The sequence below is a fragment of the Bradyrhizobium sp. 27S5 genome (assembly GCF_037217225.1).
Taxonomy (GTDB): domain Bacteria; phylum Pseudomonadota; class Alphaproteobacteria; order Rhizobiales; family Xanthobacteraceae; genus Bradyrhizobium; species Bradyrhizobium septentrionale.
On the sequence record NZ_CP147714.1, the window covers coordinates 4,508,507 to 4,529,386 of the forward strand.

22 protein-coding genes and 2 tRNA genes are annotated in these 20,880 nt (G+C 64.8%); 6 read left to right on the forward strand and 18 right to left on the reverse strand.

Translation table 11 applies throughout. From position 1 onward, the window contains the following. Nucleotides 1-151: 151 nt before the first annotated feature. From ntrC to dusB, 3 genes are read right to left on the reverse strand one after another with little or no spacing between them, the layout of a single operon-like run. On the reverse strand, nucleotides 152-1,594 hold the full coding sequence (gene ntrC, locus WDM24_RS20935) for a nitrogen regulation protein NR(I) (protein ID WP_029084144.1): 1,443 nt from the start codon (nucleotides 1,592-1,594) through the stop codon (nucleotides 152-154). Between the two features lie 9 nt (nucleotides 1,595-1,603). Continuing rightward, nucleotides 1,604-2,779: a two-component system sensor histidine kinase NtrB gene (locus tag WDM24_RS20940; RefSeq protein WP_166295414.1), complete on the reverse strand. Its 1,176-nt coding sequence runs from the start codon at nucleotides 2,777-2,779 to the stop codon at nucleotides 1,604-1,606. Then, on the reverse strand, nucleotides 2,776-3,777 hold the full coding sequence (gene dusB, locus WDM24_RS20945; protein WP_166295412.1) for a tRNA dihydrouridine synthase DusB: 1,002 nt from the start codon (nucleotides 3,775-3,777) through the stop codon (nucleotides 2,776-2,778). The genes WDM24_RS20940 and dusB overlap by 4 nt, the downstream gene beginning before the upstream one ends. A gap of 286 nt (nucleotides 3,778-4,063) precedes the next feature. On the opposite strand from dusB, the gene WDM24_RS20950 reads away from it, so the two are divergent. The 3 genes from WDM24_RS20950 to WDM24_RS20960 all read left to right on the forward strand — a co-directional run bounded on the left by WDM24_RS20950 (nucleotide 4,064) and on the right by WDM24_RS20960 (nucleotide 6,424). Next, nucleotides 4,064-5,260, forward strand: a complete 1,197-nt coding sequence (locus WDM24_RS20950) for a bifunctional 2-C-methyl-D-erythritol 4-phosphate cytidylyltransferase/2-C-methyl-D-erythritol 2,4-cyclodiphosphate synthase (protein ID WP_338688234.1) — start codon at nucleotides 4,064-4,066, stop codon at nucleotides 5,258-5,260. A 1-nt stretch (nucleotide 5,261) separates the two neighbouring features. Then, a complete protein-coding gene (locus WDM24_RS20955) occupies nucleotides 5,262-5,861 on the forward strand; it encodes a CinA family protein (RefSeq protein ID WP_029084148.1) in 600 nt (199 codons plus the stop codon). 170 nt (nucleotides 5,862-6,031) lie between these two features. After that, nucleotides 6,032-6,424, forward strand: coding sequence for a BA14K family protein (locus WDM24_RS20960; protein WP_165123659.1), 393 nt, complete (start codon nucleotides 6,032-6,034; stop codon nucleotides 6,422-6,424). A 96-nt stretch (nucleotides 6,425-6,520) separates the two neighbouring features. Here the strand turns inward: WDM24_RS20960 and WDM24_RS20965 are convergent, their stop codons facing one another. The 3 genes from WDM24_RS20965 to lipA all read right to left on the reverse strand — a co-directional run bounded on the left by WDM24_RS20965 (nucleotide 6,521) and on the right by lipA (nucleotide 8,561). Continuing rightward, a complete protein-coding gene (locus tag WDM24_RS20965; protein WP_029084150.1) occupies nucleotides 6,521-6,988 on the reverse strand; it encodes a type II toxin-antitoxin system RatA family toxin in 468 nt (155 codons plus the stop codon). After that, nucleotides 6,988-7,524: an AAA family ATPase gene (locus tag WDM24_RS20970; RefSeq protein WP_338832310.1), complete on the reverse strand. Its 537-nt coding sequence runs from the start codon at nucleotides 7,522-7,524 to the stop codon at nucleotides 6,988-6,990. The genes WDM24_RS20965 and WDM24_RS20970 overlap by 1 nt, the downstream gene beginning before the upstream one ends. 77 nt (nucleotides 7,525-7,601) lie before the next feature. Next, on the reverse strand, nucleotides 7,602-8,561 hold the full coding sequence (gene lipA / locus WDM24_RS20975) for a lipoyl synthase (RefSeq protein ID WP_338832311.1): 960 nt from the start codon (nucleotides 8,559-8,561) through the stop codon (nucleotides 7,602-7,604). 189 nt (nucleotides 8,562-8,750) lie between these two features. On the opposite strand from lipA, the gene WDM24_RS20980 reads away from it, so the two are divergent. Next, entirely contained in the window at nucleotides 8,751-9,371 is a 621-nt protein-coding gene (locus tag WDM24_RS20980) for a DNA-3-methyladenine glycosylase (protein ID WP_338832312.1), read from the forward strand. A 3-nt stretch (nucleotides 9,372-9,374) separates the two neighbouring features. Here the strand turns inward: WDM24_RS20980 and WDM24_RS20985 are convergent, their stop codons facing one another. The 9 genes from WDM24_RS20985 to WDM24_RS21025 all read right to left on the reverse strand — a co-directional run bounded on the left by WDM24_RS20985 (nucleotide 9,375) and on the right by WDM24_RS21025 (nucleotide 17,956). Then, nucleotides 9,375-9,761: a VOC family protein gene (locus tag WDM24_RS20985; protein WP_338832313.1), complete on the reverse strand. Its 387-nt coding sequence runs from the start codon at nucleotides 9,759-9,761 to the stop codon at nucleotides 9,375-9,377. Nucleotides 9,762-9,776: 15 nt separating this feature from the next. After that, nucleotides 9,777-12,644 carry a valine--tRNA ligase gene (locus WDM24_RS20990; RefSeq protein WP_338832314.1) on the reverse strand — a complete coding sequence of 956 codons (2,868 nt, stop codon included), beginning with the start codon at nucleotides 12,642-12,644 and terminating at the stop codon, nucleotides 9,777-9,779. Between the two features lie 233 nt (nucleotides 12,645-12,877). Next, the gene (locus tag WDM24_RS20995; protein ID WP_166295396.1) at nucleotides 12,878-13,612 is read right to left on the reverse strand and encodes a PopZ family protein; all 735 of its coding nucleotides are present in this window, start codon (nucleotides 13,610-13,612) and stop codon (nucleotides 12,878-12,880) included. Nucleotides 13,613-13,946: 334 nt separating this feature from the next. Further along, entirely contained in the window at nucleotides 13,947-15,329 is a 1,383-nt protein-coding gene (locus WDM24_RS21000) for a TolC family outer membrane protein (RefSeq protein WP_338688257.1), read from the reverse strand. A gap of 213 nt (nucleotides 15,330-15,542) precedes the next feature. Continuing rightward, on the reverse strand, nucleotides 15,543-16,208 hold the full coding sequence (locus WDM24_RS21005) for a protein-L-isoaspartate O-methyltransferase family protein (RefSeq protein WP_338832315.1): 666 nt from the start codon (nucleotides 16,206-16,208) through the stop codon (nucleotides 15,543-15,545). A gap of 122 nt (nucleotides 16,209-16,330) precedes the next feature. Continuing rightward, the gene (locus tag WDM24_RS21010) at nucleotides 16,331-16,510 is read right to left on the reverse strand and encodes a hypothetical protein (protein WP_166295390.1); all 180 of its coding nucleotides are present in this window, start codon (nucleotides 16,508-16,510) and stop codon (nucleotides 16,331-16,333) included. A 132-nt stretch (nucleotides 16,511-16,642) separates the two neighbouring features. Beyond that, nucleotides 16,643-16,717, reverse strand: a tRNA-Asn gene (locus tag WDM24_RS21015). A gap of 281 nt (nucleotides 16,718-16,998) precedes the next feature. Further along, complete coding sequence (locus WDM24_RS21020) at nucleotides 16,999-17,367, reverse strand: hypothetical protein (RefSeq protein WP_338832316.1); 369 nt, start codon at nucleotides 17,365-17,367, stop codon at nucleotides 16,999-17,001. A 103-nt stretch (nucleotides 17,368-17,470) separates the two neighbouring features. After that, on the reverse strand, nucleotides 17,471-17,956 hold the full coding sequence (locus WDM24_RS21025; protein ID WP_166295386.1) for a DUF1772 domain-containing protein: 486 nt from the start codon (nucleotides 17,954-17,956) through the stop codon (nucleotides 17,471-17,473). A 92-nt stretch (nucleotides 17,957-18,048) separates the two neighbouring features. Here WDM24_RS21025 and WDM24_RS21030 point away from each other — a divergent pair, with 92 nt between their 5' ends. Both WDM24_RS21030 and WDM24_RS21035 read left to right on the forward strand, forming a co-directional pair. Then, a complete protein-coding gene (locus WDM24_RS21030) occupies nucleotides 18,049-18,720 on the forward strand; it encodes a TetR/AcrR family transcriptional regulator (protein WP_338832317.1) in 672 nt (223 codons plus the stop codon). Nucleotides 18,721-19,137: 417 nt separating this feature from the next. Then, nucleotides 19,138-19,320 (forward strand): hypothetical protein, encoded by a 183-nt coding sequence (locus tag WDM24_RS21035; RefSeq protein WP_029084163.1) that lies wholly within the window; start codon nucleotides 19,138-19,140, stop codon nucleotides 19,318-19,320. 43 nt (nucleotides 19,321-19,363) lie between these two features. Here the strand turns inward: WDM24_RS21035 and WDM24_RS21040 are convergent. The 3 genes from WDM24_RS21040 to WDM24_RS21050 all read right to left on the reverse strand — a co-directional run bounded on the left by WDM24_RS21040 (nucleotide 19,364) and on the right by WDM24_RS21050 (nucleotide 20,880). After that, a tRNA-Cys gene (locus tag WDM24_RS21040) sits at nucleotides 19,364-19,437 on the reverse strand. 85 nt (nucleotides 19,438-19,522) lie between these two features. Beyond that, nucleotides 19,523-20,644 carry a tyrosine-type recombinase/integrase gene (locus tag WDM24_RS21045; RefSeq protein WP_338832318.1) on the reverse strand — a complete coding sequence of 374 codons (1,122 nt, stop codon included), beginning with the start codon at nucleotides 20,642-20,644 and terminating at the stop codon, nucleotides 19,523-19,525. Next, a complete protein-coding gene (locus WDM24_RS21050) occupies nucleotides 20,641-20,880 on the reverse strand; it encodes a hypothetical protein (RefSeq protein ID WP_338832319.1) in 240 nt (79 codons plus the stop codon). Before WDM24_RS21050 ends, WDM24_RS21045 begins: the two co-directional genes overlap by 4 nt.

Below are 20,880 nucleotides of genomic sequence, written 5' to 3' on the forward strand. Positions count from 1 at the left end.
GGGAATTGCGAACTGATGCAATCATATCACAATGTTGCCGAATTGCGACATTTCCGCGGCGCAAACCGCGGTGCGGCGCCGTGTCCTCAACACCTTTTGTGACTACTCAGTAAAGGCGGCGGGAGCAGCGCCCCGCCGCCATCAATCGGCCCTAGCCGCCGCTACGGTAGACCTGGATATCGAGGTCGCGGATCTTCTTGCGCAGCGTGTTGCGGTTCAAGCCGAGCAGATCGGCGGCCCGGATCTGGTTGCCGCGGGTCGCCGCCAGCGCCGCGGTCAGCAGCGGAATCTCGATCTCCTTGAGGATGCGATGGTAGAGGCCCGGCGGCGGCACGCCGTTCGGGAAGCCGGAGAAGTGCGAGGACAAATAGGCCTCGACCGCGCCGCCGAGATTGTCGACGCCGACGGTTGCCGTGCTGCCCGAGGTGACCGCCGGCGGCGCCAGCTCGCCGTCGATCACGGAGGCGGTGATGACGTCCTGCGGATAGAGCGCGGCAAGCCGGCGGGCGAGGTTTTCCAGCTCGCGGACGTTGCCCGGCCAGCGGTGCTGCTTGAGCCGCTCCAGCGCCTGGGTGTCGAGCTTCTTCGGCGGCAGGCCGTCCTTCTCGGCGAGCGAGAAGAAGTGCCGGATCAGGTCCGGCAGGTCCTCGATGCGTTCGCGCAGCGGCGGCAGCCGCAGCGGCACCACGTTGAGGCGGAAGAACAGATCTTCGCGGAACAGCCCCTGCTGGATCAGGATGCGCAAATCCTTGTTCGAGGCGGCGACGATGCGGACGTCGGTCTTGATCGGGGTGCGGCCGCCGACGGTGGTGTATTCGCCCTGCTGCAGCACGCGGAGCAGACGGGTCTGCGCCTCCATCGGCATGTCGCCGATCTCGTCCAGGAACAGCGTGCCGCCCTCGGCCTGCTCGAAGCGGCCGGAAGCGCGGGTGTTGGCGCCGGTGAACGCGCCGCGCTCGTGGCCGAACAATTCGGACTCGATGAGGTCGCGCGGGATCGCCGCCATGTTGACCGCGACGAACGGGCCATTGCGGCGCCTTCCGTAGTCGTGCAGCGCGCGGGCGACCAGCTCCTTTCCGGTGCCGGATTCACCCGAGATCATCACGGTGAGGTCGGTCTGCATCAGCCGCGCCAGCACGCGGTAGATTTCCTGCATCGCCGGCGAACGGCCGACCAGCGGGATCGAGTCGAACTCGCCGTCATCGGCGGGGCTCGAGACCCGCTCCTTCGGCTCGGCCAGCGCGCGGCCGACGATGGTGATCAGCTCCTTCAGGTCGAACGGCTTTGGCAGATATTCGTAGGCGCCGCGCTCGGAGGCGCGGATCGCGGTCATGAAGGTGTTCTGCGCGCTCATCACGATGACCGGCAGGTTCGGCCGCATCTTCTTGATCCGCGGCAGCAGATCGAACGCATTCTCGTCGGGCATCACCACGTCGGTGATGACGAGGTCGCCCTCGCCCTGGCTGACCCAGCGCCACAGCGTGGCGGCGTTGCCGGTCAGGCGCACCTCATAGCCGGCGCGCGACAGCGCCTGGTTCAGGACGGTCCGGATGGCGGTGTCGTCGTCAGCGACAAGTATGCTACCTGCGGGCATTGTTGTTCCTCATCGTGCGTCCTGAGAGGCAGGCGACGGCGTACCCGGAACGTCATCGCGGTTGCTTTGGTCGTGGTGCTTGGCGGCGCTGTACATCGGCATCAGCACGCGGAAAGTGGTCTTGCGCGGCTGCGACTCGCATTCGATGATGCCGCCGTGATCGCCGACGATCTTGGCGACCAGCGCGAGGCCGAGCCCGCTGCCGGTCTGCTTGGTGGTGACGAAGGGATCGAACAGGTTCGGCAGCAAATCTTCCGGCACGCCTGAGCCGTTGTCCTTGACGCAGAATTCGAGCGGCAGCGAGACCCGCGATTTCTTGCCGGGCACCGACAGCCGCACGCCCGGCCGGAACGCCGTGGTGAGCTGGATTTCCGCGTCGGTGCCGAGATCGGCGACCGCTTCGGCCGCATTCTTCACCAGATTCAGGAACACCTGGATCAGCTGGTCCTGGTTGGCCAGCACCGGCGGCAGCGACGGATCGTAATCCTCGATGAAACGGACGTTGCGGGCAAAGCCTGACTGCGCCAGCCGCTTCACATGGTCGAGCACGGAATGGATGTTGACCGGGCCGCGCGCCACCGGGCGGTCGTCGCCGAACACTTCCATGCGGTCGACCAGCGTGACGATGCGGTCGGCTTCGTCGCAGATCAACCGCGTCAGCAGCCGGTCCTCTGAGGAGGCCTGCTGCTCCAGCAGTTGCGCGGCGCCGCGGATGCCCGACAGCGGGTTCTTGATCTCATGGGCGAGCATCGCCGCAAGCGCGATCACCGAGCGCGCGGCGCTGCGATGGGTGAGCTGGCGGTCCATCTTGTCGGCGATGGTGCGCTCCTGCAGCATCACCACGATATGCCCGGGACGCTCGGTCAGCGGCGCGACATGGAGGTCGACCTGGCGGTCGCCGCCGATCCGCGGCGTGCCGAGATCGACCTTGTATTCGTTGACCGGCGAGCCGTTGGTCCGCACCTGCTCGATCAGCGCGAGCAGCGGGCTGCCGAACGGCACCAGCTCCTTCAGCGACTGCCGGCGCAGGAACTGCGTGGAGATCTCGAAGAAGGATTCGGCGGCGATGTTGGCGTCGACGATGCGCCCGTCGGGTGCGACCAGCAGCACCGGATTGGGCAGCGCATTGAGGATGGCCTCGCCATCGGTGGGCACGGGCCGGCGAAATTCCATGGCTGACGTCATGCGGCAGCACTCCAGGCAAAATCGTCGTAGGCTTGCTCGAGCGAGCGGTGCACGCTGGACGGCTCCTCAGAGGTCAGGATGGCCTGCCGCCAGGTCTTCAAGGTTGCCGCGGGGGCGCAGCTGTAAGCCGCCGCGGTCTCGAGCGCCCAGCCGAGATGCTTGCGCGCATGCCTGAGGCCGACACGCAGGCCGTAATGGCTGCAGACCTCGTCATAGAGCGCGCGGATATGCTTGAGCTGCTCCGCGAGCGACGGCGCGGCCTCAGGGATCCCGCCCTCCAGGCGGCGGCCGATCTGGCCCGGCAGCCAGGGCTGGCCCTGCGCGCCGCGGCCGATCATGACGGCGTCGGCGCCCGACTTCTCCAGCGCGCCGACGGCCTTGTCGAACGAGGTGATGTCGCCGTTGACCACGACCGGGATCGTGACGGCATTCTTGACCACGCGCACGGCATTCCAGTTCGCCTCGCCCTTGTAGAACTGGCAGCGGGTGCGGCCATGCACGGTGATCATCTGCACGCCCGATGCCTCGGCGCGGCGCGCCAGTTCGGGCGCATTGAGCGAGCGATCGTCCCAGCCGAGCCGCATCTTCAGCGTCACCGGCACCTTGACGGCAGCGATGGTCGCGTCGATCAGCGTGACCGCGTGGTCCAGGTCGCGCATCAGGGCCGAGCCGGACTGGCCGCCGGTCACGTGACGCGCCGGGCAGCCCATGTTGATGTCGATGATGTCGGCACCGGCGCCTTCGGCAATCCGCGCGCCCTCCGCCATCCAACGGGTCTCGCAACCCGCAAGCTGGACCACATGCGGTCCAATTCCGGCTGCCTCGCAGCGCAGCTTCGAGATCGGCTTGCCGTTCACCAGATCGTCGCTTGCCGTCATCTCCGAGACCACCAGGCCGGCGCCCAAGCGGGCGGCGAGTCGCCGAAAGGGCGCGTCGGTGATGCCGGACATGGGCGCGAGGAGAACCCGGTTGGCGACAGCAATGTCGCCTATCTTCAATGGGTTACGAGCAGTACTTTGTACGCCGGTCACAGCCGTCTCGTCGTTCTGTCAGCCACGTCATTGCAGCCGACGCTGTTCATTTTGCGCACAATTCTTGTGCAGTCAAGGCTCATGCCTACGGTTTAGACAGTTCTACCACCAGCGCAAGTGCACCGCAACAAAATCTGCTTTTCCCACAGTCATCGGCAAACGCTCTGTTTTTGCGCAGCGGTCATGCTAAGGGCTGTCCGCGGCGATCCCGCCGCCCTCTCCACATCCCCGATTCGTCTGTCATTGGTTCAAAATGCCGAAGTCTGAGCGTACCGCAGCCCTCCTTGTCGCAGCCGGCCGTGGACTGCGCGCCGGCGCCGGCGGGCCGAAGCAATACCGGACGATCGGCGGCCAGACGGTGATCTACCGCGCCATGGAGGCGTTCTCCGGACATCCGGACGTGTTCGCGGTGCAGCCGGTGGTCAATCCTGACGACGCCGCGCTGTTTCGCGAAGCCGTCGCGGGCTTGCGCCATCAGCCGCCGACGCCGGGCGGCGCGACCCGTCAGGCCTCGGTCCATGCCGGGCTCGAGGCACTCGCAAGCGAGAAGCCGGACATCGTGCTGATCCACGATGCCGCGCGCCCCTTCGTCACCGCAGCTGTCATTTCGCGCGCGATCGCCGCAGCCGGCCGAACCGGCGCCGCGATCCCCGTGATTCCCGTCACCGACACGATCAAGCTCACGGGCGATACCGGTGATGTCGAGGCGACGCCGGAGCGCGCGCGCCTGCGCATCGCGCAGACCCCGCAGGCGTTTCGTTTCGACGTCATCCTGGAGGCGCATCGTCGCGCTGCGCGCGAAGGCCGCAGCGATTTCACCGACGATGCGGCGCTTGCCGAATGGGCGGGATTGACGGTTGCGACGTTTGAAGGTGATCCTGCCAACATGAAACTCACCACACCCGAAGACTTCGTGCGCGAGGAAGCGCGGCTCGCCAGCCAGCTCGGCGACATCAGGACCGGCACCGGCTACGACGTGCACGCCTTTGGCGACGGCGACCATGTGATGATCTGCGGCGTGCGCGTGCCGCACACCAGAGGATTCCTGGCCCATTCCGACGGCGACGTCGGACTGCACGCGCTGGTCGATGCGATCCTCGGTGCACTGGCCGACGGCGACATCGGCTCGCATTTCCCGCCGAGCGACGCCAAGTGGAAGGGCGCCTCCTCCGACCAGTTTTTGAAATATGCGGTCGAGCGCGTCACGGCGCGCGGCGGGCGGATCGCCAATCTCGAGGTGACGCTGATCTGCGAGCGGCCGAAGATCGGCCCGCTGCGCGACACCATGCGGGCGAAGATCGCGGAGATTTCCGGCGTCCACATCTCGCGCGTGGCGGTCAAGGCGACCACCAGCGAACGGCTCGGCTTCACCGGCCGCGAGGAAGGCATCGCGGCGACCGCGAGCGCCACGATCCGCCTGCCCTGGAACGAAAACGGCTGGAGTGCCTGATATGGGCGGCAGCGACGCTCGTGCCCTCTCCCGCTCGCTGCTCGACCTGTGCCGGATGCGCAAGCTGACCATCGCGACCGCCGAATCCTGCACTGGCGGCCTGGTCGCGGGGGCGCTGACCGACATCCCCGGCTCTTCCGACGTCATCGACCGCGGCTTCGTCACCTATTCGAACGAGGCCAAGCGGGTCATGCTCGGCGTCAAGGCGGCAACGCTGGAGACATTCGGCGCGGTCAGCAAAGAGACCGCGACCGCGATGGCGATCGGCGCGCTGGAAAAGGCCGGCGTCGACCTCGCGGTCTCGATCACCGGCATTGCCGGTCCCGGCGGCGCGACACCGGGCAAGCCGGTGGGCCTGGTGCATTTCGCCGTCGCCGCGCGCGACGGCCGCATCCTTCATCGCGAGCAACGGTTTGGCGCGATCGGCCGCAGCACCGTCCGCCAGCGCTCCGTCGTCGAAGCGCTGCGCATGCTGATGGAGCTTGCGCGGCCGCCGCAGGCCGCCAAGCCGCGCCGCGAGACCGCGAGCCGGCTGCGGCCACGAGTGGCCCGTTCGCCGCGCAGCCACGCCGCGAAACGCCGCCGGCCGCCGCGCGGATAAGCCCTACGAGAGCCGAGTCGCGCGAACGGCCGCTTCACACTACCTTGTGTCAACTGCGGCCCAGTGACGCCATCTCAGGTGGAACTTTGACGTCGCCTCGCCGTTTTCTGTTCTTCCAACTCTGCTGTTTCATTGTTCTTCGAACAGCAAAATCCCACAACAAGGAGAAAATGATGAAGTTGGGAACTTTGGTCGTGGCCGCAATCACCACTGGCGCCATGACGCTGTCGACTGTCGCGCCCTCGTTCGCCGCTCCGCTCGCGCCCGCGCGGTTGCAAGACCAGCCCACCTCCGTCGAGCATGTGCAGTACCGTCACTGGCATGGCGGCGGCCCGCGTTACGGTTATCGCGGTGGATACCGCGGCGGATACCGGCATGGTGGCGGCGGGAACGGCGCGGCGATCATCGGCGGGCTTGCCGCCGGCGCGATCATCGGCGGCGCAATCGCCGCGAGCCAGGCCAAGGCCAACAACGACGCCTATTGCTCCCAGCGTTTCCGCTCCTACGACCCCGCTTCGGGCACCTACATCGCATCCGGCGGCGTGCGTCGCTCCTGCCCGTAAGGACGGCGCGCACCATACGCATCATCCGTCATGCCCGGCCTTGTGCCGGGCATTTGCGTTCCGGCCACAATTTGAGCCGCGGACGAAACGGGTTCGCTATGTCGACAGCTGAGGCTTGCCGTAAACCTGGTCCGCGCGCTTCTCGAACGCAGCGGAAAATCGTCCAAACGCGGCGTCGAACATCGTGCCCATCAGCATCGCCAGCATCCGGCTCTTGAACTCGTAATTCAGGAAGAAGCCGACATCGCATTCGGTCTCCGACTTCGGCTCGAAGCTCCAGCGATTCTCCAGATTGCTGAACGGGCCGCGCAGATACTCGACCAGGATCTTCAGATTGGGCCGGTCGAGCGTCACCCTGCTGGTGAAGGTTTCCCGCACCAGCTTGAAGGAGACCGTCATGTCGGCCACCACGATTTCGGTGCCGTCGTCCTTGGGCGTGCGCTGGCGGATCTTGAGCGACTGGCACAACGGCACGAATTCCGGATAGCGCTCGACGTCGGCGACCAGATCGAACATTTGAGGTGCGGTGTGGCGGACCCGCCGCTTGCTTGAGAATCGAGGCATCAGTGGATACTCGCACGGTTTTGCTTGCGTGCGAGGTCGCCGAGGTAGGCGTCGGCTTGCGTCCGGCGCGTAAAGCAGACGAAGGATTGATCGGGACGCAAGCCTTCGAAGAATTCGATCAGGACGGGCCGCTGCTGCCGGCGGTAGGTCCAGACATAGCGGAAGAATTCGAGATCGATCTTTTCGGGACAGCCTTCCGCCATCTCGGGCCTGACCTTGCCATAGCTCTTCGCGATCCGCGTCAGGATGCCGACCATGCAGGTCGACCGTGGCAGGTCGAACCAGATCACCGTATCGGCGAGTTGCCGACGCAACTCGCCTGCGCTTTTGGTGTAGTTGCCGTCCATGATCCAGCGCGGCTGCTGGGTCACCTCGGTCATGCGGCGCCCGAATTCCTCCCGGTTGGACGCAACCCAACCGGGTTTCCAGAACAGCGCGTCGATCGACACGGTCGGAATGCCCGTCATCTCGGACAGCCGCCGCGCAAAGGTCGACTTGCCGGATCCCGACGATCCCATCACCAGAACGCGTTGCATTGGTTCAGTCCGCAGCTCAATCAAGCAATAGAGCGCGGTGATGCCGGTTCACCGCACGTGTTCACCGCACCTGGCAACTAGCGGCCGCGGGCCGTGCGCGCCGCCTGCAATTTCGCAAAATCCTCGCCGGCATGATGCGACGAGCGTGTCAGCGGGCTCGCCGACACCATCAGGAAACCCTTGGTGTAGGCGACGCGCTCATAGCCCGCGAATTCGTCCGGCGTCACGTAGCGCATCACGGCGTGATGCTTGCGCGTCGGCTGCAGGTACTGGCCGATGGTCAGGAAATCGACCTCGGCCGAGCGCAGATCGTCCATCACCTGCAGCACCTCGTGCCGCTCCTCGCCGAGCCCGACCATGATGCCCGACTTGGTGAAGATGGTCGGGTCCATCTCCTTGACCCGCTGCAGCAGCCGGATCGAGTGGAAATAGCGAGCTCCTGGACGGACCGTCAGGTAACGCGACGGCACGGTTTCCAGATTGTGGTTGAAGACGTCGGGCTTGGCCGCGACCACGCGCTCGAGCGCGCCGTCCTTGCGCAGGAAGTCCGGCGTCAGGATCTCGATCGTGGTGGTCGGGCAGCGCGCGCGGATGGCGCGGATGGTCTCGGCAAAATGCGTGGCGCCGCCGTCGGCGAGATCGTCGCGATCGACCGAGGTGACCACGACATGGGCCAGGCCGAGCTTGGCGGTCGCCTCGGCGACGTATTCGGGCTCATGGGCCTCGAGCGCGCCGGGCATGCCGGTCTTGACGTTGCAGAACGCGCAGGCGCGTGTGCAGGTGTCGCCCATGATCATGAAGGTGGCGTGCTTCTTGTCCCAGCACTCACCGATATTAGGGCAGCCGGCCTCCTCGCACACCGTGACGAGGCCGTTCTCCTTCACGATCTTGCGGGTGTCGGCATAGCCGCGCGTATTCGGCGCACGGACCCGGATCCAGTCCGGCTTCGGCGGCGACACGGCATCCGGCCGGTTCACCTTTTCGGGGTGACGCGGGCGGACGGGCGTGGAGGAGATGGTGTCGACGATAGTGACCATAAGAAGCCTGCAAGTCGCGAGAGCATGATCCGGAAAAGTGCCGACCGGTTTTCCGACCAGATCATGCTCCCAACCAAAGGGCTTAGCTAATCGGTGTTGGCGCGGCTCGCAACCCGCGCGGTGACCCTAGCAGACCAGCCGATATATTGGCAGTGTTGCGGCCCGGTCCGTGCCGATTCCCACCTCAAAATGGCTCAAAAACCCCGATCGACAAAACCCCGATCGACCCCTGCGACCGCGCCGCGCCTCGGCAAGGCGCTGAAACGCTCCTTCTTCGATCGCAGCGTCCACGAGGTCGCGCCCGACCTGATCGGCACGACCTTTCTGGTCGACGGCGTCGGCGGCATCATCACCGAGGTCGAGGCCTATCATCACTCCGAACCCGCCGCGCATTCCTACCGGGGACCGACCCCGCGCAACCAGGTGATGTTTGGCCCGCCGGGCTTCTCCTACGTCTACCGCTCCTACGGCATCCATTGGTGCGTCAACTTCGTCTGCGAGCAACCAGGCTCGGCCAGCGCCGTGCTGATCCGCGCGCTCGAGCCGACCCACGGACTGGCCGCGATGCGGCGACGGCGCGGAGTAGAGGACGAGCGTGCATTGTGCTCGGGGCCGGGCAAACTCTGCGAGGCGCTCGGCATCACCATCGCGCACAGCGAATTGCCGCTGGACCGTCCGCCGATCTCGCTCCACGCGCGCCTAGAGGCACCCGACATCGTCGCAGGCGTGCGGATCGGCATCACAAAAGCCGTCGACCTGCCCTGGCGCTACGGGCTGAAGGGATCGAAATTCCTCAGCAAGCGGTTCTGAGAGTCACACGGCGTGATGGCAGACGGCCTCGATCCGGTTGCCGTCGGGGTCACGCAGGAACGCGGCATAACAAGAGGTGTGATAGTCGCGCAGGCCGGGCGCGCCATCGTCGGTGCCGCCGGCGGCGATGCCGGCATCCCAGAACGCATCGACCTGGGTGCGCCATTTCGCCTCGAAGCACCAGTGGCGGCCCAACGCCTCCTCCGGCTTCGCGCCCTTGCGGATCGAGAGGTAGACGCGGTCCGGATAGGCCGGCCGCGCCCGCTCGCCATAGCCGAGCCAGTCGTCGCGGCGCCCGACCTTGACCACGTCGAGCACCTTCATGATGGCGTCGTAGAAACGTTCGGCGGCGGCGATGTCGGAAACCGTGATGGAGACGTGGTCGAGCATCGCCGCTTCCGTCCGCTATGACGCCTTCTTCAACCGCTCGATCGCTTCGAGGATCTTGGCGCGACGCTCCAGCGCGGCTTCGCGCTTTTCCTTCTCTTCCTCGACGAGCTCTTCCGGCGCGTTGGCGACGAACTTCTCGTTGGCGAGCTTGGCGTCGACCCGCTTGATGTCGGCGTCGGCCTTGCCGAGCTCCTTCTCCAACCGGGTGCGTTCGGCCGCGAGATCGATCACACCCTTCAGCGGAAGCGCGACGACCTCACCGCGCACGAGAAGCTGCACCGCGCCTTCCGGCGCCGCGTCGGCGAAGGAAATGTCCGACAACCGCGCCAGGCGCTTGATGGTGTCGTTCCAGCGCCGCGCGCGATCCCGCGTCTCCTCGGAGGCGCCCGCGATCACCAGCGGCGTCAGCGTCGACGGCGGGATGTTCATTTCCGCCTTCACCGAACGCATCGCGGTGACGAGATCGACGACCCAGCCGATCTCGGCCTCGGCTGCGGGATCGTTGAACTCGTCCGCATCCAGCGCGGCAATCACTGGCGGAATGATCGGATCGACAACCGGACCGGCGGTTGCGATCGCCACCAGCTGCTCGCCGGTCACACCCGACTTGCGCGGCCAGGACGCCAGCACCAGCAGGCCGTCGCGCTTGGCCGTCACGGCCCACAGCTCTTCGGTGATGAAGGGCATGAACGGATGCAGCAGCTTGAGGATCTCGTCGCGCGTCCAGGCGATCATGGCGCGGGTCTCGGCCTTGGCCGCACCCTCCTCGCCCATCAGCACCGGCTTTGCGAGTTCGAGATACCAGTCGCAGAACACGTTCCAGACGAAGCGGTAGATAGCGGCCGCCGAATCGTTGAAGCGATGATCCTCGATCGTCTCGGTCACCTCGCGGGTGACGCGCGAGGTCTCGTGCGCGATCCAGCGGTTCAGCGTTTCCTTGACGCCCTTCGGATCGAAACCGTCCGGCTTCACGCACTCGTTCATCTCGGCGAAGCGGCAGGCGTTCCAGAACTTGGTCGCAAAATTGCGGTTGGTCTCGACCAGATGCGGCGACAGGCGGATGTCGTGGCCCTGCGCCGCCTCGCGGGTCAGCGCGAAGCGCAGCGCGTCGGCGCCGTACTCGTCGATCACGCCGAGCGGATCGATGACGTTGCCCTTCGACTTCGACATCTTGGCACCCTTCTCGTCGCGGACGAGACGGTGGATGTAGACGGTCGAGAACGGCGCCTGCTTCATGAAGTGGAGGCCCATCATCATCATGCGGGCGACCCAGAAGAAGATGATGTCGAAGCCCGTGACCAGCGTGTTGGTCGGGTAGTAGCGCGCGACCTCCGGCGTGTCGTCGGGCCAGCCCAGCGTCGAGAATGGCCACAGCGCCGAGGAGAACCAGGTGTCGAGCACGTCCTCGTCCCTGACGATGAAGCCCTCGCGCTTGGCGGGGTCAGTGGCCATGTCGTGGCCCTGCTCCGGCGTGATGACCTCCTGCTCGACGTAATAGCCGAGCGCATTGCCGACCGCCTCTTCCTCGGTCTCGGCGACGAACACCTTGCCGTCGGGCCCGTACCAGGCGGGAATCTGATGGCCCCACCAGAGCTGGCGCGAGATGCACCAGGGCTGGATGTTCTCCATCCACTCGAAATAGGTCTTTTCCCAGTTCTTCGGCACGAAAGTGGTTTCGCCCGAGCGCACCGCCGCCATCGCCGGCTGCGCCAGCGTGTGGGCGTCGACGTACCACTGGTCGGTCAGATAGGGCTCGATCACGACGCCGGAGCGGTCGCCATGCGGCACCATGTGGGTGTTGGGCTCGATCCGCTCGAGGAAGCCGAACTCCTCCAGCCGCGTCACGATCTTCTTGCGCGCGGCGAAGCGCTCGATGCCGTGAAACTCTGCAGCGAATTCGGCGGCGCCTTCCGGCAGGCCGCGCAGATAGTCCTCATTGTCGACCAAGCTGAGGCTGCCCTCCTGGTCGAGCACGCTGATCTGCGGCAGGCCGTGGCGCTTGCCGATCTCGAAGTCGGTGAAGTCGTGCGCCGGCGTCACCTTGACCGCGCCCGAGCCTTTCTCCGGATCGGCCACATCGTCGCCGACAATCGAAATCTTGCGGCCGACCAGCGGCAGGATGACGTGCTGGCCGACCAGATCGGTGAAGCGCTCGTCGTCCGGATGCACCGCGACCCCGGTGTCGCCCAGCATCGTCTCCGGACGCGTCGTCGCGACCACGATGAAAGATTTCGGATCATCCGGGCTGAAACTGCGGCCCTCGATCGGATAACGCAGGTACCAGAGGCTGCCCTTGACCTCGACCTGCTGCACTTCGAGATCGGAGATCGCGGTGAGCAGCTTCGGGTCCCAGTTCACAAGGCGCTTGTCCTTGTAGATCAGCCCTTCGCGGTGCAGCTCGACGAACACCTTGACGACGGCGCGCGACAGGCCCTCGTCCATGGTGAAGCGCTCGCGCGACCAGTCGCAGGACGCGCCGAGGCGCTTGAGCTGGTTGACGATGGTGCCGCCGCTCTCGGCCTTCCACTGCCAGACCCGCTCGAGGAATTTGGCGCGACCCATGTCGCGGCGGCCCGGCTCCTGCCGCTCCATCAGCTGGCGCTCGACCACCATCTGGGTGGCGATGCCGGCGTGGTCGGTGCCGGGCTGCCACAGCACGTCACGGCCGCGCATCCGCTCGAAGCGGCCCAGGATGTCCTGCAGCGTGTTGTTGAGCGCATGGCCCATGTGCAGCGAGCCGGTCACGTTCGGCGGCGGGATCACGATGGTGAAGGGCGCGGCGTCCTTGCGCTCAGGCCGGCCGGCCTTGAACGCACCGCTCTCCTCCCAGATCTGGGCCATGCGGTGCTCGATATCGGCGGGCTGGTAGTTTTTCTCGATCATGACAATGCGCTGTGGACCATGGGAAAGGTTAGAAAGCCGCCGGAGCGCACCAAGTCAACCGGACCGGCACGTCAAAACGGCGTTGAGAGCGTTTTCGAGCGAAGTGGATACCAGTTCGCGTGAAGAAAACGCGTCAAAACAGGGATCTAGAGTTTCGGCTCTGATCTTATCAGAAGCGAAACTCTGGGGCATTTGGGGGCTGAATGAGGGCTGCCAAGCCCCTGCGGCAGGGGCTATCGCCCGCGGGATACCCGCTCGATCTCGGCCTTGACGATGCGCTCGACCAGCCCCGGCAAATTGTCGTCCAGCCAGGACTTCAGCATCGGCCGCAGCATCTCCTTGACGAGATCCTCCAGCGTCCGGGCATTGTTGCTCAGCACGGTGTTGGCCAGCGAATTGAAGGCGGATTCGACCGCCCGCATCGTGGTTCCCGAGATGATCTGCTGCATCGGCGCGGTCTCGATCGCCGGCGGCTCGCGGACAGGTTCTCGCGCTGGTTCCGGAGCCGGCGCACGGGTCCGGGCTTCCGTGAACTCGACATCGTCCTGTGGCTCGACCTTGCGGAACGAGGGCGCGGGTGCCGGGTCAGGCAGCGCCATGTCGTCGGTGAGCTCGAACACATCGGCTTCGGGCTGCGATGGTCTGATCTCGGCTGCGGGCGTCGCCTCGTCGAGGCTGGCCAACAGCGAATCGATATCGTCCTGGCTGTTGCTGGCCGCAGCAGGCGCAGGCGGCGGTGCCTTCGGCGCGGGCGCGGCGGCCTTCGCGGCCGGGGGCGATGCGGGCGGCGGGCTCTTGATCACGGGCTTGGCTGCGGGTGGTGCCGGCTCGACCTTCGGCGGCGGTGCCGCGGCAGCTGCCGGCTTGTCGGCCGCGCCCGGCTTCGCCTCGTCGTCGGCAATGATGCGACGGATCGACGCCAGGATCTCCTCCATCGAGGGCTCTTGGACCTTCGCAGGTTGCGTCATCTCCGACTCCACATCGAAACGATTTTACATCAAGCCCGAGAGGATTCGCCGGTTCCGATGATGCGTGCGGAGAATTTCATTGCTCCCGCCCGACTTGTCCCCAGATCAAGCCCGCCCGAGGCTTTGTGCAAGCTTCGTGTCGTCCAATGCAGCGTGATCACAGGTGGCGTCGCACCTGTCATCACGCTGCGCCAGCTCGCCGCGAATCGCCTTGCTGCCCGACAAAACGGTATGTCAGGGCAAATATCGATTGCAAGCAGACGCGCCAGTTCATGGTCCTGATTAACTCAGAACCACAAACATGGCGCGACAAGCGAAGATGACCTGAAGGTGTTTAGCGGCCGTCGGGCGTGCGCACGCCGGCCCAATTGTCACGAACCTGCTGATAATGCACGCTCGGATCGTAGACGCTGGTCGGAAGGCCCATCACCTGCGGCGACAGACGACCGATGAAGTTCAGCACGTTGTAAGACGCGACGACGCGGTCGTGCTGCGCGGTAACGAGCGAATTGCGGGCGTTGACAAGCGCCTGCTGCGCGTTGAGCACGTCGAGCGTGGTGCGCTGGCCGGCCTTGGCCTCTTCACGGACGCCGTTCAGCGCGATCTCGGACGCGGACACCTGAGCCTGCGCCGATGCCACCTGCGATTTGCCGGCGACCAGCTGGCCCCATGCGGTGACCACGTTGGCGCGCGCCTGATCCCGCGTCTGTTCCAGAACCTGGCGCTGCTGCGCCAGCGATTCCTTGGACTGCCGGATCAGCGAGTATTCGCCGCCGCCCTGATAGATCGGCAGCGACACTTGAACCCCCGCCGAGGCATTGAAGAGGCGGTACACGGTCAACTGCGTTTCATAGCCCTGGCTGACCGACAACTGCAGCCCAACTGTCGGCAGCAGCGCGCCCTCGGCAACCTTGGTCTGCAGGTAATTGATGTCGACGCCGTACATCGCGGAGGTGACGTTCGGGTTCTGGGTCAGGCCGAGTTCGACAGCAGCCGAGAGCGTCGCTGGCAGGAACCGGTCGACTGGCGAGCCCGGTGCGAGATTCTGCGGCTCGGTGCCGATGATGCGGCGATAGTTCGACCGCGTCGTCGTCAGGTTGGATTCCGCGGTGAGCTGCTGGGTCTTGCCGGCCGCGAGCTGGGCCTCGGATTGTGCAACGTCGGTCCGCGTCACTTCGCCGACGTTGAAGCGGTCCTGGGTCTGCTTCAGCGTCTGTTCCAGCACGCGCGTATTGCTGCGCTGGACTTCGACGATCGCGGAGTCGCGGAGATAGTCCATGTAGATGGTGGCCGCGCTCAAGAGCACGGTCTGCTCGAGCGCACGCAACGCTTCACGTGCCGACGATACCTGGCTTTCGGCAGCGCGCACCCTCGGCGCGTTCTGCGCATTGTATAGCGACTGGCTGGCGGTGATGCCAACGCTCCGCTGCCTGCTAACGCCGGACAGAGCCGGGGTCCCCGGCGTCAATTGCTCATCGGTGTATTGTCCCCCGGCAGTCGCGGTCAGCGAGACCTTCGGGCGGTAACCCGAGAGCGCTTGCGGAACGTTTTCGTCAGTCGAGCGCACCAACGCACGCTGTGCGTTGAGCTGGGGATTATTCTGATAGGACCGCACCAGCGCGGACTCGATCGTTTCGGCGAGCGCGGGCACAGGGCCCATCTCCGCCAACAGAAGGACGGCAGTCGCAGCCGCGGTGATAACCTTCACCCCACGCATCCCCGGTAATCCAATCATTTAGTCGCCGTCTCCCCACGCACGTCAGTCCGGCGGTCGCTTCAGTCGAAGTGAGTCCGGCCTCACCTTAGTCCGCAGCTAAGGCCAACGGAACCACCCAGCAACGGATCACGGTCGAAACTCTTCACATGGGGCAAACGGGCCACACTTCTGATTCGGAACGGGATTTTATCAGCCACTGCGCCGCGGTAGTGGTCAGAAGACGAAGGCGGGAAGCCGCTCGAATCCGGGCAAAACGGGGGCCGTGGCGTCGAACAGCTCGCGATGTCCGAAATCGCCGTGGGAGTGAGTCACAAGGGTGGCCCGCGGCGGCGGCGTCAGGCCGAACACCCCGACCAGCCGGCCCCCCTCCTTGAGCTGGCCAAACAGCCCGGCCGGAATGATCTCGGTCGCGCCATTGAGGACGATGACGTCAAATGGCGCCCCAGCGGCATCGCCGTCGGCGGCCGCTGCGGTCTTGACCGTCACATTCTGGATGCCGAGCTGGGCGACCGCTGCGGTCGCCTTTGCCGCCAGCGCCGGATCGCTCTCGGTCGCGCTGACCTCGGCGGCGAAGCGCGCCACGATGGCGGCGGCGTACCCGGTTGCGCAGCCGACCACCAGGACGCGGTCGGAGGCCTTGATCTCGGCGGCCTGCAGCATCCTGGCGAGCAGCGCCGGCGTGATCAAATAGCGCTTGGCCGCGCCGCCCTCGGCCACATCGAGATCGAGGTCGAGATAGGCCAGGGCCTGCTTGTTGGCCGGCACGAACAGCTCGCGGGGCACCGTCAGCATGGCTTCGAGAATGCGATCATCGGTGACGTCGCTCGGACGCACCTGACCATCGACCATGTACTGGCGCGCGGTCGAAAAACCGGTCATTGGCTGGACCCTGCAAGGCGCGGCATTGCCGCTGGAGAAGCTAGAACAGGGCCATCTTTTGAAACAAGCTCCGCCAAAACGCAACACGCCGTTGGCGCGCCGAATGCGCTCCGCTGGGCCGCCTATTCGATCGTGACGGCAAGCCGGCCGATCAGGCGGGCCACTTCATCGAGATGCTCGGAATCATGCTCCTCGACCGCTTTCGCGAGCCGGCGGACGCACTCATCGTCGCTGATCTCAGGCGCATCATTCGGAACGAGCGTCGGCTGCGGCATCGACAGGTCGATCAGATTAATGGACATCGAAATCACCTCTCAAGACCCGGCAAGAGGAAGTGTCGACCGCTATTGAGTCGATTTGACGACGTTTCTTCTCTGTCCGCAGCAGGCCACGGGCTTGTGATCGACGATGAGGGCTATTGATGGGGCCAAAACTGGCTCCCCGGGCTGGATTCGAACCAGCGACCATTCGATTAACAGTCGAATGCTCTACCGCTGAGCTACCGAGGAATAGGCGAACATATGTTCGCGAGCGGGCAGCGTATAACAAAGCCTTTCGGCCTTGCAAAGAACCAAATGGGGGACCCGGTGAAACTTTAGCGGAGACGGTAAACCGCTGACGTACAAGGGTTTGCCCCCATCCCGGCGCGAAATATGCCTGGCCCGCCCGCCCCGGCCGCCCAAGCTGCAGGCGCCGGAAACACCGCCGGCGCGGCGATCGCGCCGCGCCCGTGATTCTGTCTTGGATTCCATCTCTTGGATCCCGCCTTGGGCACCACCCGCCCCCGACATTACTCTGCAATGAACGAGGTCGTCTTGGTGCCGGGGTCGTAGCGCAGCCTCAGGACGTTCAGCTTGCAGAGGTTGACGTTCTTCCACAGCACCGACTCGTCGTAATTGGCCCAATCGACCTTGATGTTCCAGACGCAGCCTTCGTCGTCGTTGCCGAACTCGACATAGGCGGTGTCCTGGTTCTTCAGGGTGGCCTCGAGTTCGTTCTCCCATTCGTCGAGGCCGTCGTCGGGCCCGTTGAAGCCGAGAAACTTGGTGGCATATCCGGTCTCGTTGACCACGGAAACGTTGCGGTTATCGGCGGCCCGCGCGGGTGTCGTGACCAGCGCCAGTCCCATCACAAGCAATGCCGGCAAAATAGACTTCATCGAAATCCTCCTGGCAGTCGGCCGCACATCGGCGTGCGGTGTCACCTCCTTAGCGACCGTGCCGCACGGGTACAAATCGTGCACAGAATGCGAAGAGCTGGGTTTAGCGCGCGGCGATCGCGACGATGAACAACGCGGTCGCGGCAATCGAGGCCACCGTTCGCACGTGGTTCCACAAGGTCCAATCGGTCAGATAGAGCGCCCAGACCGGTGCCGCCGCCGCGCTCGCGGGGGCCGTCGCCGCAAGCTGGTCGTTCAGCGGCACATTGAAGACAACAGTGACGACGAACATGCCGACGACATAGATGACGCCGCCGCCAATCATCGCAATCGCGCCCGGCTCCTGCCATCGCAGGGCGCCGAGCACGACCAGCGCGGCGCAGGACAGCGTGGTGCCGAAGAAGACCGGCATGAACAGCGAGCGGACGATGTCGACATTGATCGCGTTCATCGCCGAGATCCCGGCAGCCTGGTCGATACGGCCGAGCGCGGTCATGACGAACGCGGAAAAGGCGAAATAGAGCCCGGCGAGCAGGCCGCAGCCGAGCGCGGAAAACCACAGCAAGCCCCAGGTCAGGACATGGCGCATCGTTCCAGCTCCAAATGCGAGGGATACTCGTATTTGTGAAATGCGATAAACTCTCGTATTAGAGACGTCAACCCCGGTTGCGGAGGAGAAGGATGGCGAGACGAAAGGCCGCGCCTGCGGCAGCGGCAAGGGCCGCGCCCGCGGGAGAGGCTCCCCTGCCCGGGCTGGCGCGGCTTGCCCCGACGCAGCAGCGCAGCCGCGAGCGCTTCGAGCGCATCCTCGCCTGTGCGACCGAGATCATGGCGGAAAAGGGCAGCGAGGCGTTCCGCATGAGCGACATCGTCGAACGCAGCGGCGTCGCATTCGGCTCGCTCTACCAATATTTCCCCGACAAGGCCGCGATCGTCGGCACGCTGGCGGAACGCCATAACGCTGTCGGGCGCGATTGCGTCCGGCGCGATCTGGCGACTGTGACGGCCGCGCGCGACCTGCACCCGGCGCTGTGCCGGATCGTCGACAGCTACTACGAGATGTTCATGCGCGAGCCTGTCATGCGCGACATCTGGCAGGCGACCCAAGCCGATCGCGCCCTGCAAAAGCTCGATGCGGACGACATGGCCGTGCTCTCCGCCCTGCTGTCCGATGCGGTCAGACGGGTTGCGCCCGGCATGCCGGCCGCCACCCTCACCAATTTCTCAGGGCTGACCATGACGCTGATCGCCGCCGCCGTGCGTCACGCAATCACGCTGCCGCCGAAGAAGGCCCGCCAGGTGCTGACGCAGTTCAAGACCATGCTGCCGCAGGACCTTGCCAGGCTGACGTGACCACAATCGCGCAGACGTCGGGAATTTGCTCTGCGCAGAGGCGATAGACAGCGGGCCTACGCCGTTCGAGACCCTGCCCGCGCGCCCGACACTGTCCCGCCGGCGAACCATGCCGAGGATCGATGCCGCATGCGATTGGCGACTATCCTGCGATCCTTGTCTCACTGTCACGGCTTCCTAAAATTGCTGCGATATTTGACGGCTATGAGAATCGCCGGAAATTCCGGGAAGAGTTTTTCGCAAGATGTGATTTGTCTCACACGAGGTGCGGCCATGCCGACCTAGGTTCCCCACGGGGTCAGGGATTCATTAACCAAAGCGGGCGCCATCGTTCTTTTCATAAAATTCGAACGATTCGCTCAATCCGGACCGAAGACAGTTTTGCGACCATGGCGCTCTCGAACCTCGGAGAGCGCGATGAGCGACGTCGAATTTGATCTGCTGCTGGACGCCGTGCGAACGGCGATCGCGCCCATTGCTCAGGAGGATTTCGTGGCCCAGCCTTCGCCCCGTATTCAGCCGCCGCCGCGCGCTGCCAATGACAACCAGGCGCCGTGGCCGCTGATTCCGTTTCCTGAAGGCTGGTACGCCGCAAGCTGATGCGGCTTCTCATGTGTTGGCTGCAAGCCATTGATGAGATGAGTGGAGGCCACGACCGGAATTGAACCGGTGTACACGGTTTTGCAGACCGTTGCGTCACCACTCCGCCACGTGGCCCCAATCAAGCGTTATCAACTACTTAGGTGCCATTCTCAACAGAACGAATGGTGAAATTGGCACCCAATTGGCACCCTTGCGGGTGTCAGCGCAGGGCCGCGTTGATAGCGGCGGCGGCCTTGGCGTCGGTCTTCTTAAACATGTGGGCATAGATGCGCAACGTGATATCTGGCTTCGCGTGGCCGAGGCGCTTGCTGATTGTCACGATATCCACGTCTCCGTCGATTAGCTGGCTGGCGTGGGTGTGGCGTAAATTGTGGTAGCCAACGCCCGTAGCGTCGCCCCAGGCTCGCGAGGCCGATGACGGCGAGCGCGGTTCACCTTCAAGGTTCCCGAACAGAAGGCCGTCGTCCGGCAGTTTCCCGGACCCAAGTTTAAGCCTCAGTTCCAGTTGTTCCCGCCGGAAGTCGCGCAGTGCGTCGACCAATAAATCAGGTAGGGACAGGTCGCGGCGGCCAGCCTTGGATTTCGGCGCCTTGAATCGGATGCCATGCGCCTTGGTTTCTTCCAGAGCCTCGCGGACCTGTATTACCTTTCGGTCCAGATCCACCCTGCCCCACCGTAGCGCCAGCACTTCGCCAAGCCGCATTCCGGTGAACAGCCCGACCATCCCCATGGCGAACAGCCGGTGGCCGCGCATCTTTTCGACGAAGGCCGGGACGTCCTGCACGATCTCCATTTCTTCGTCAGGAACCTTCGGCGCCGATTCGAGCGCGACCACATTCTTAACCACATGCCCATGCTTCACGGCCTCGCCCAGCGCCTTGCCGAGTACCCGGTGGGCATGGCCAATGGTCCTGGCCGATAGATCGCCCTTACCGCGCACCCGGCCGCCTGTCCGTAGCGTGTCGTGCCACGTCTCGATGTCAGCCGGCTTGAGCCTCTGGAGCAGCTTGTCGCCGATGTGCGGCGCGATCTGGTGTTCGGTCAGTTGACGGTAGCGCTGCGCCGTACGCGCCGATATCTCGCCTGACGTTTCCCAGTGGTCGACGCGGCCGCGCACCCACTCGGCGACCGTGACCTTGCTCGGCTCGACGAAGGTAGATTGCGCGACCGACGCGATCATCTCGGCCATTTTGACCTGCGCCTCGCGCTTGGTCCCGCGGAAGGTAACGAATTGGGTTTTCCGCTCGCCCTTTTCGTCGCGGCCGGCATCGAATTTCAGGCGCCACGAATTCTTGCCGCGGCGTGTGATGTTGCCCTTCATGATTCGTCCTTCACCCAGCGGCCGTCTTTGCGAATCTTGTCCCCCAGTCTGACGGTCCCTCTTTCCGATAACGCGTCGAGTGCGGCCTCGAAATCGTCGCGCTTGAAGGATCCGTCCAGTCGGAAAATGATCTCGGCCGTTAATGTCCGGGCGTTTTTCTCGGCAGCTTTCTCCAACTTCGCGAGTCGCGCGGGGTCAATTCGGAGACGCAAGTGCGTGGTGTCTTTGGTTGCCAT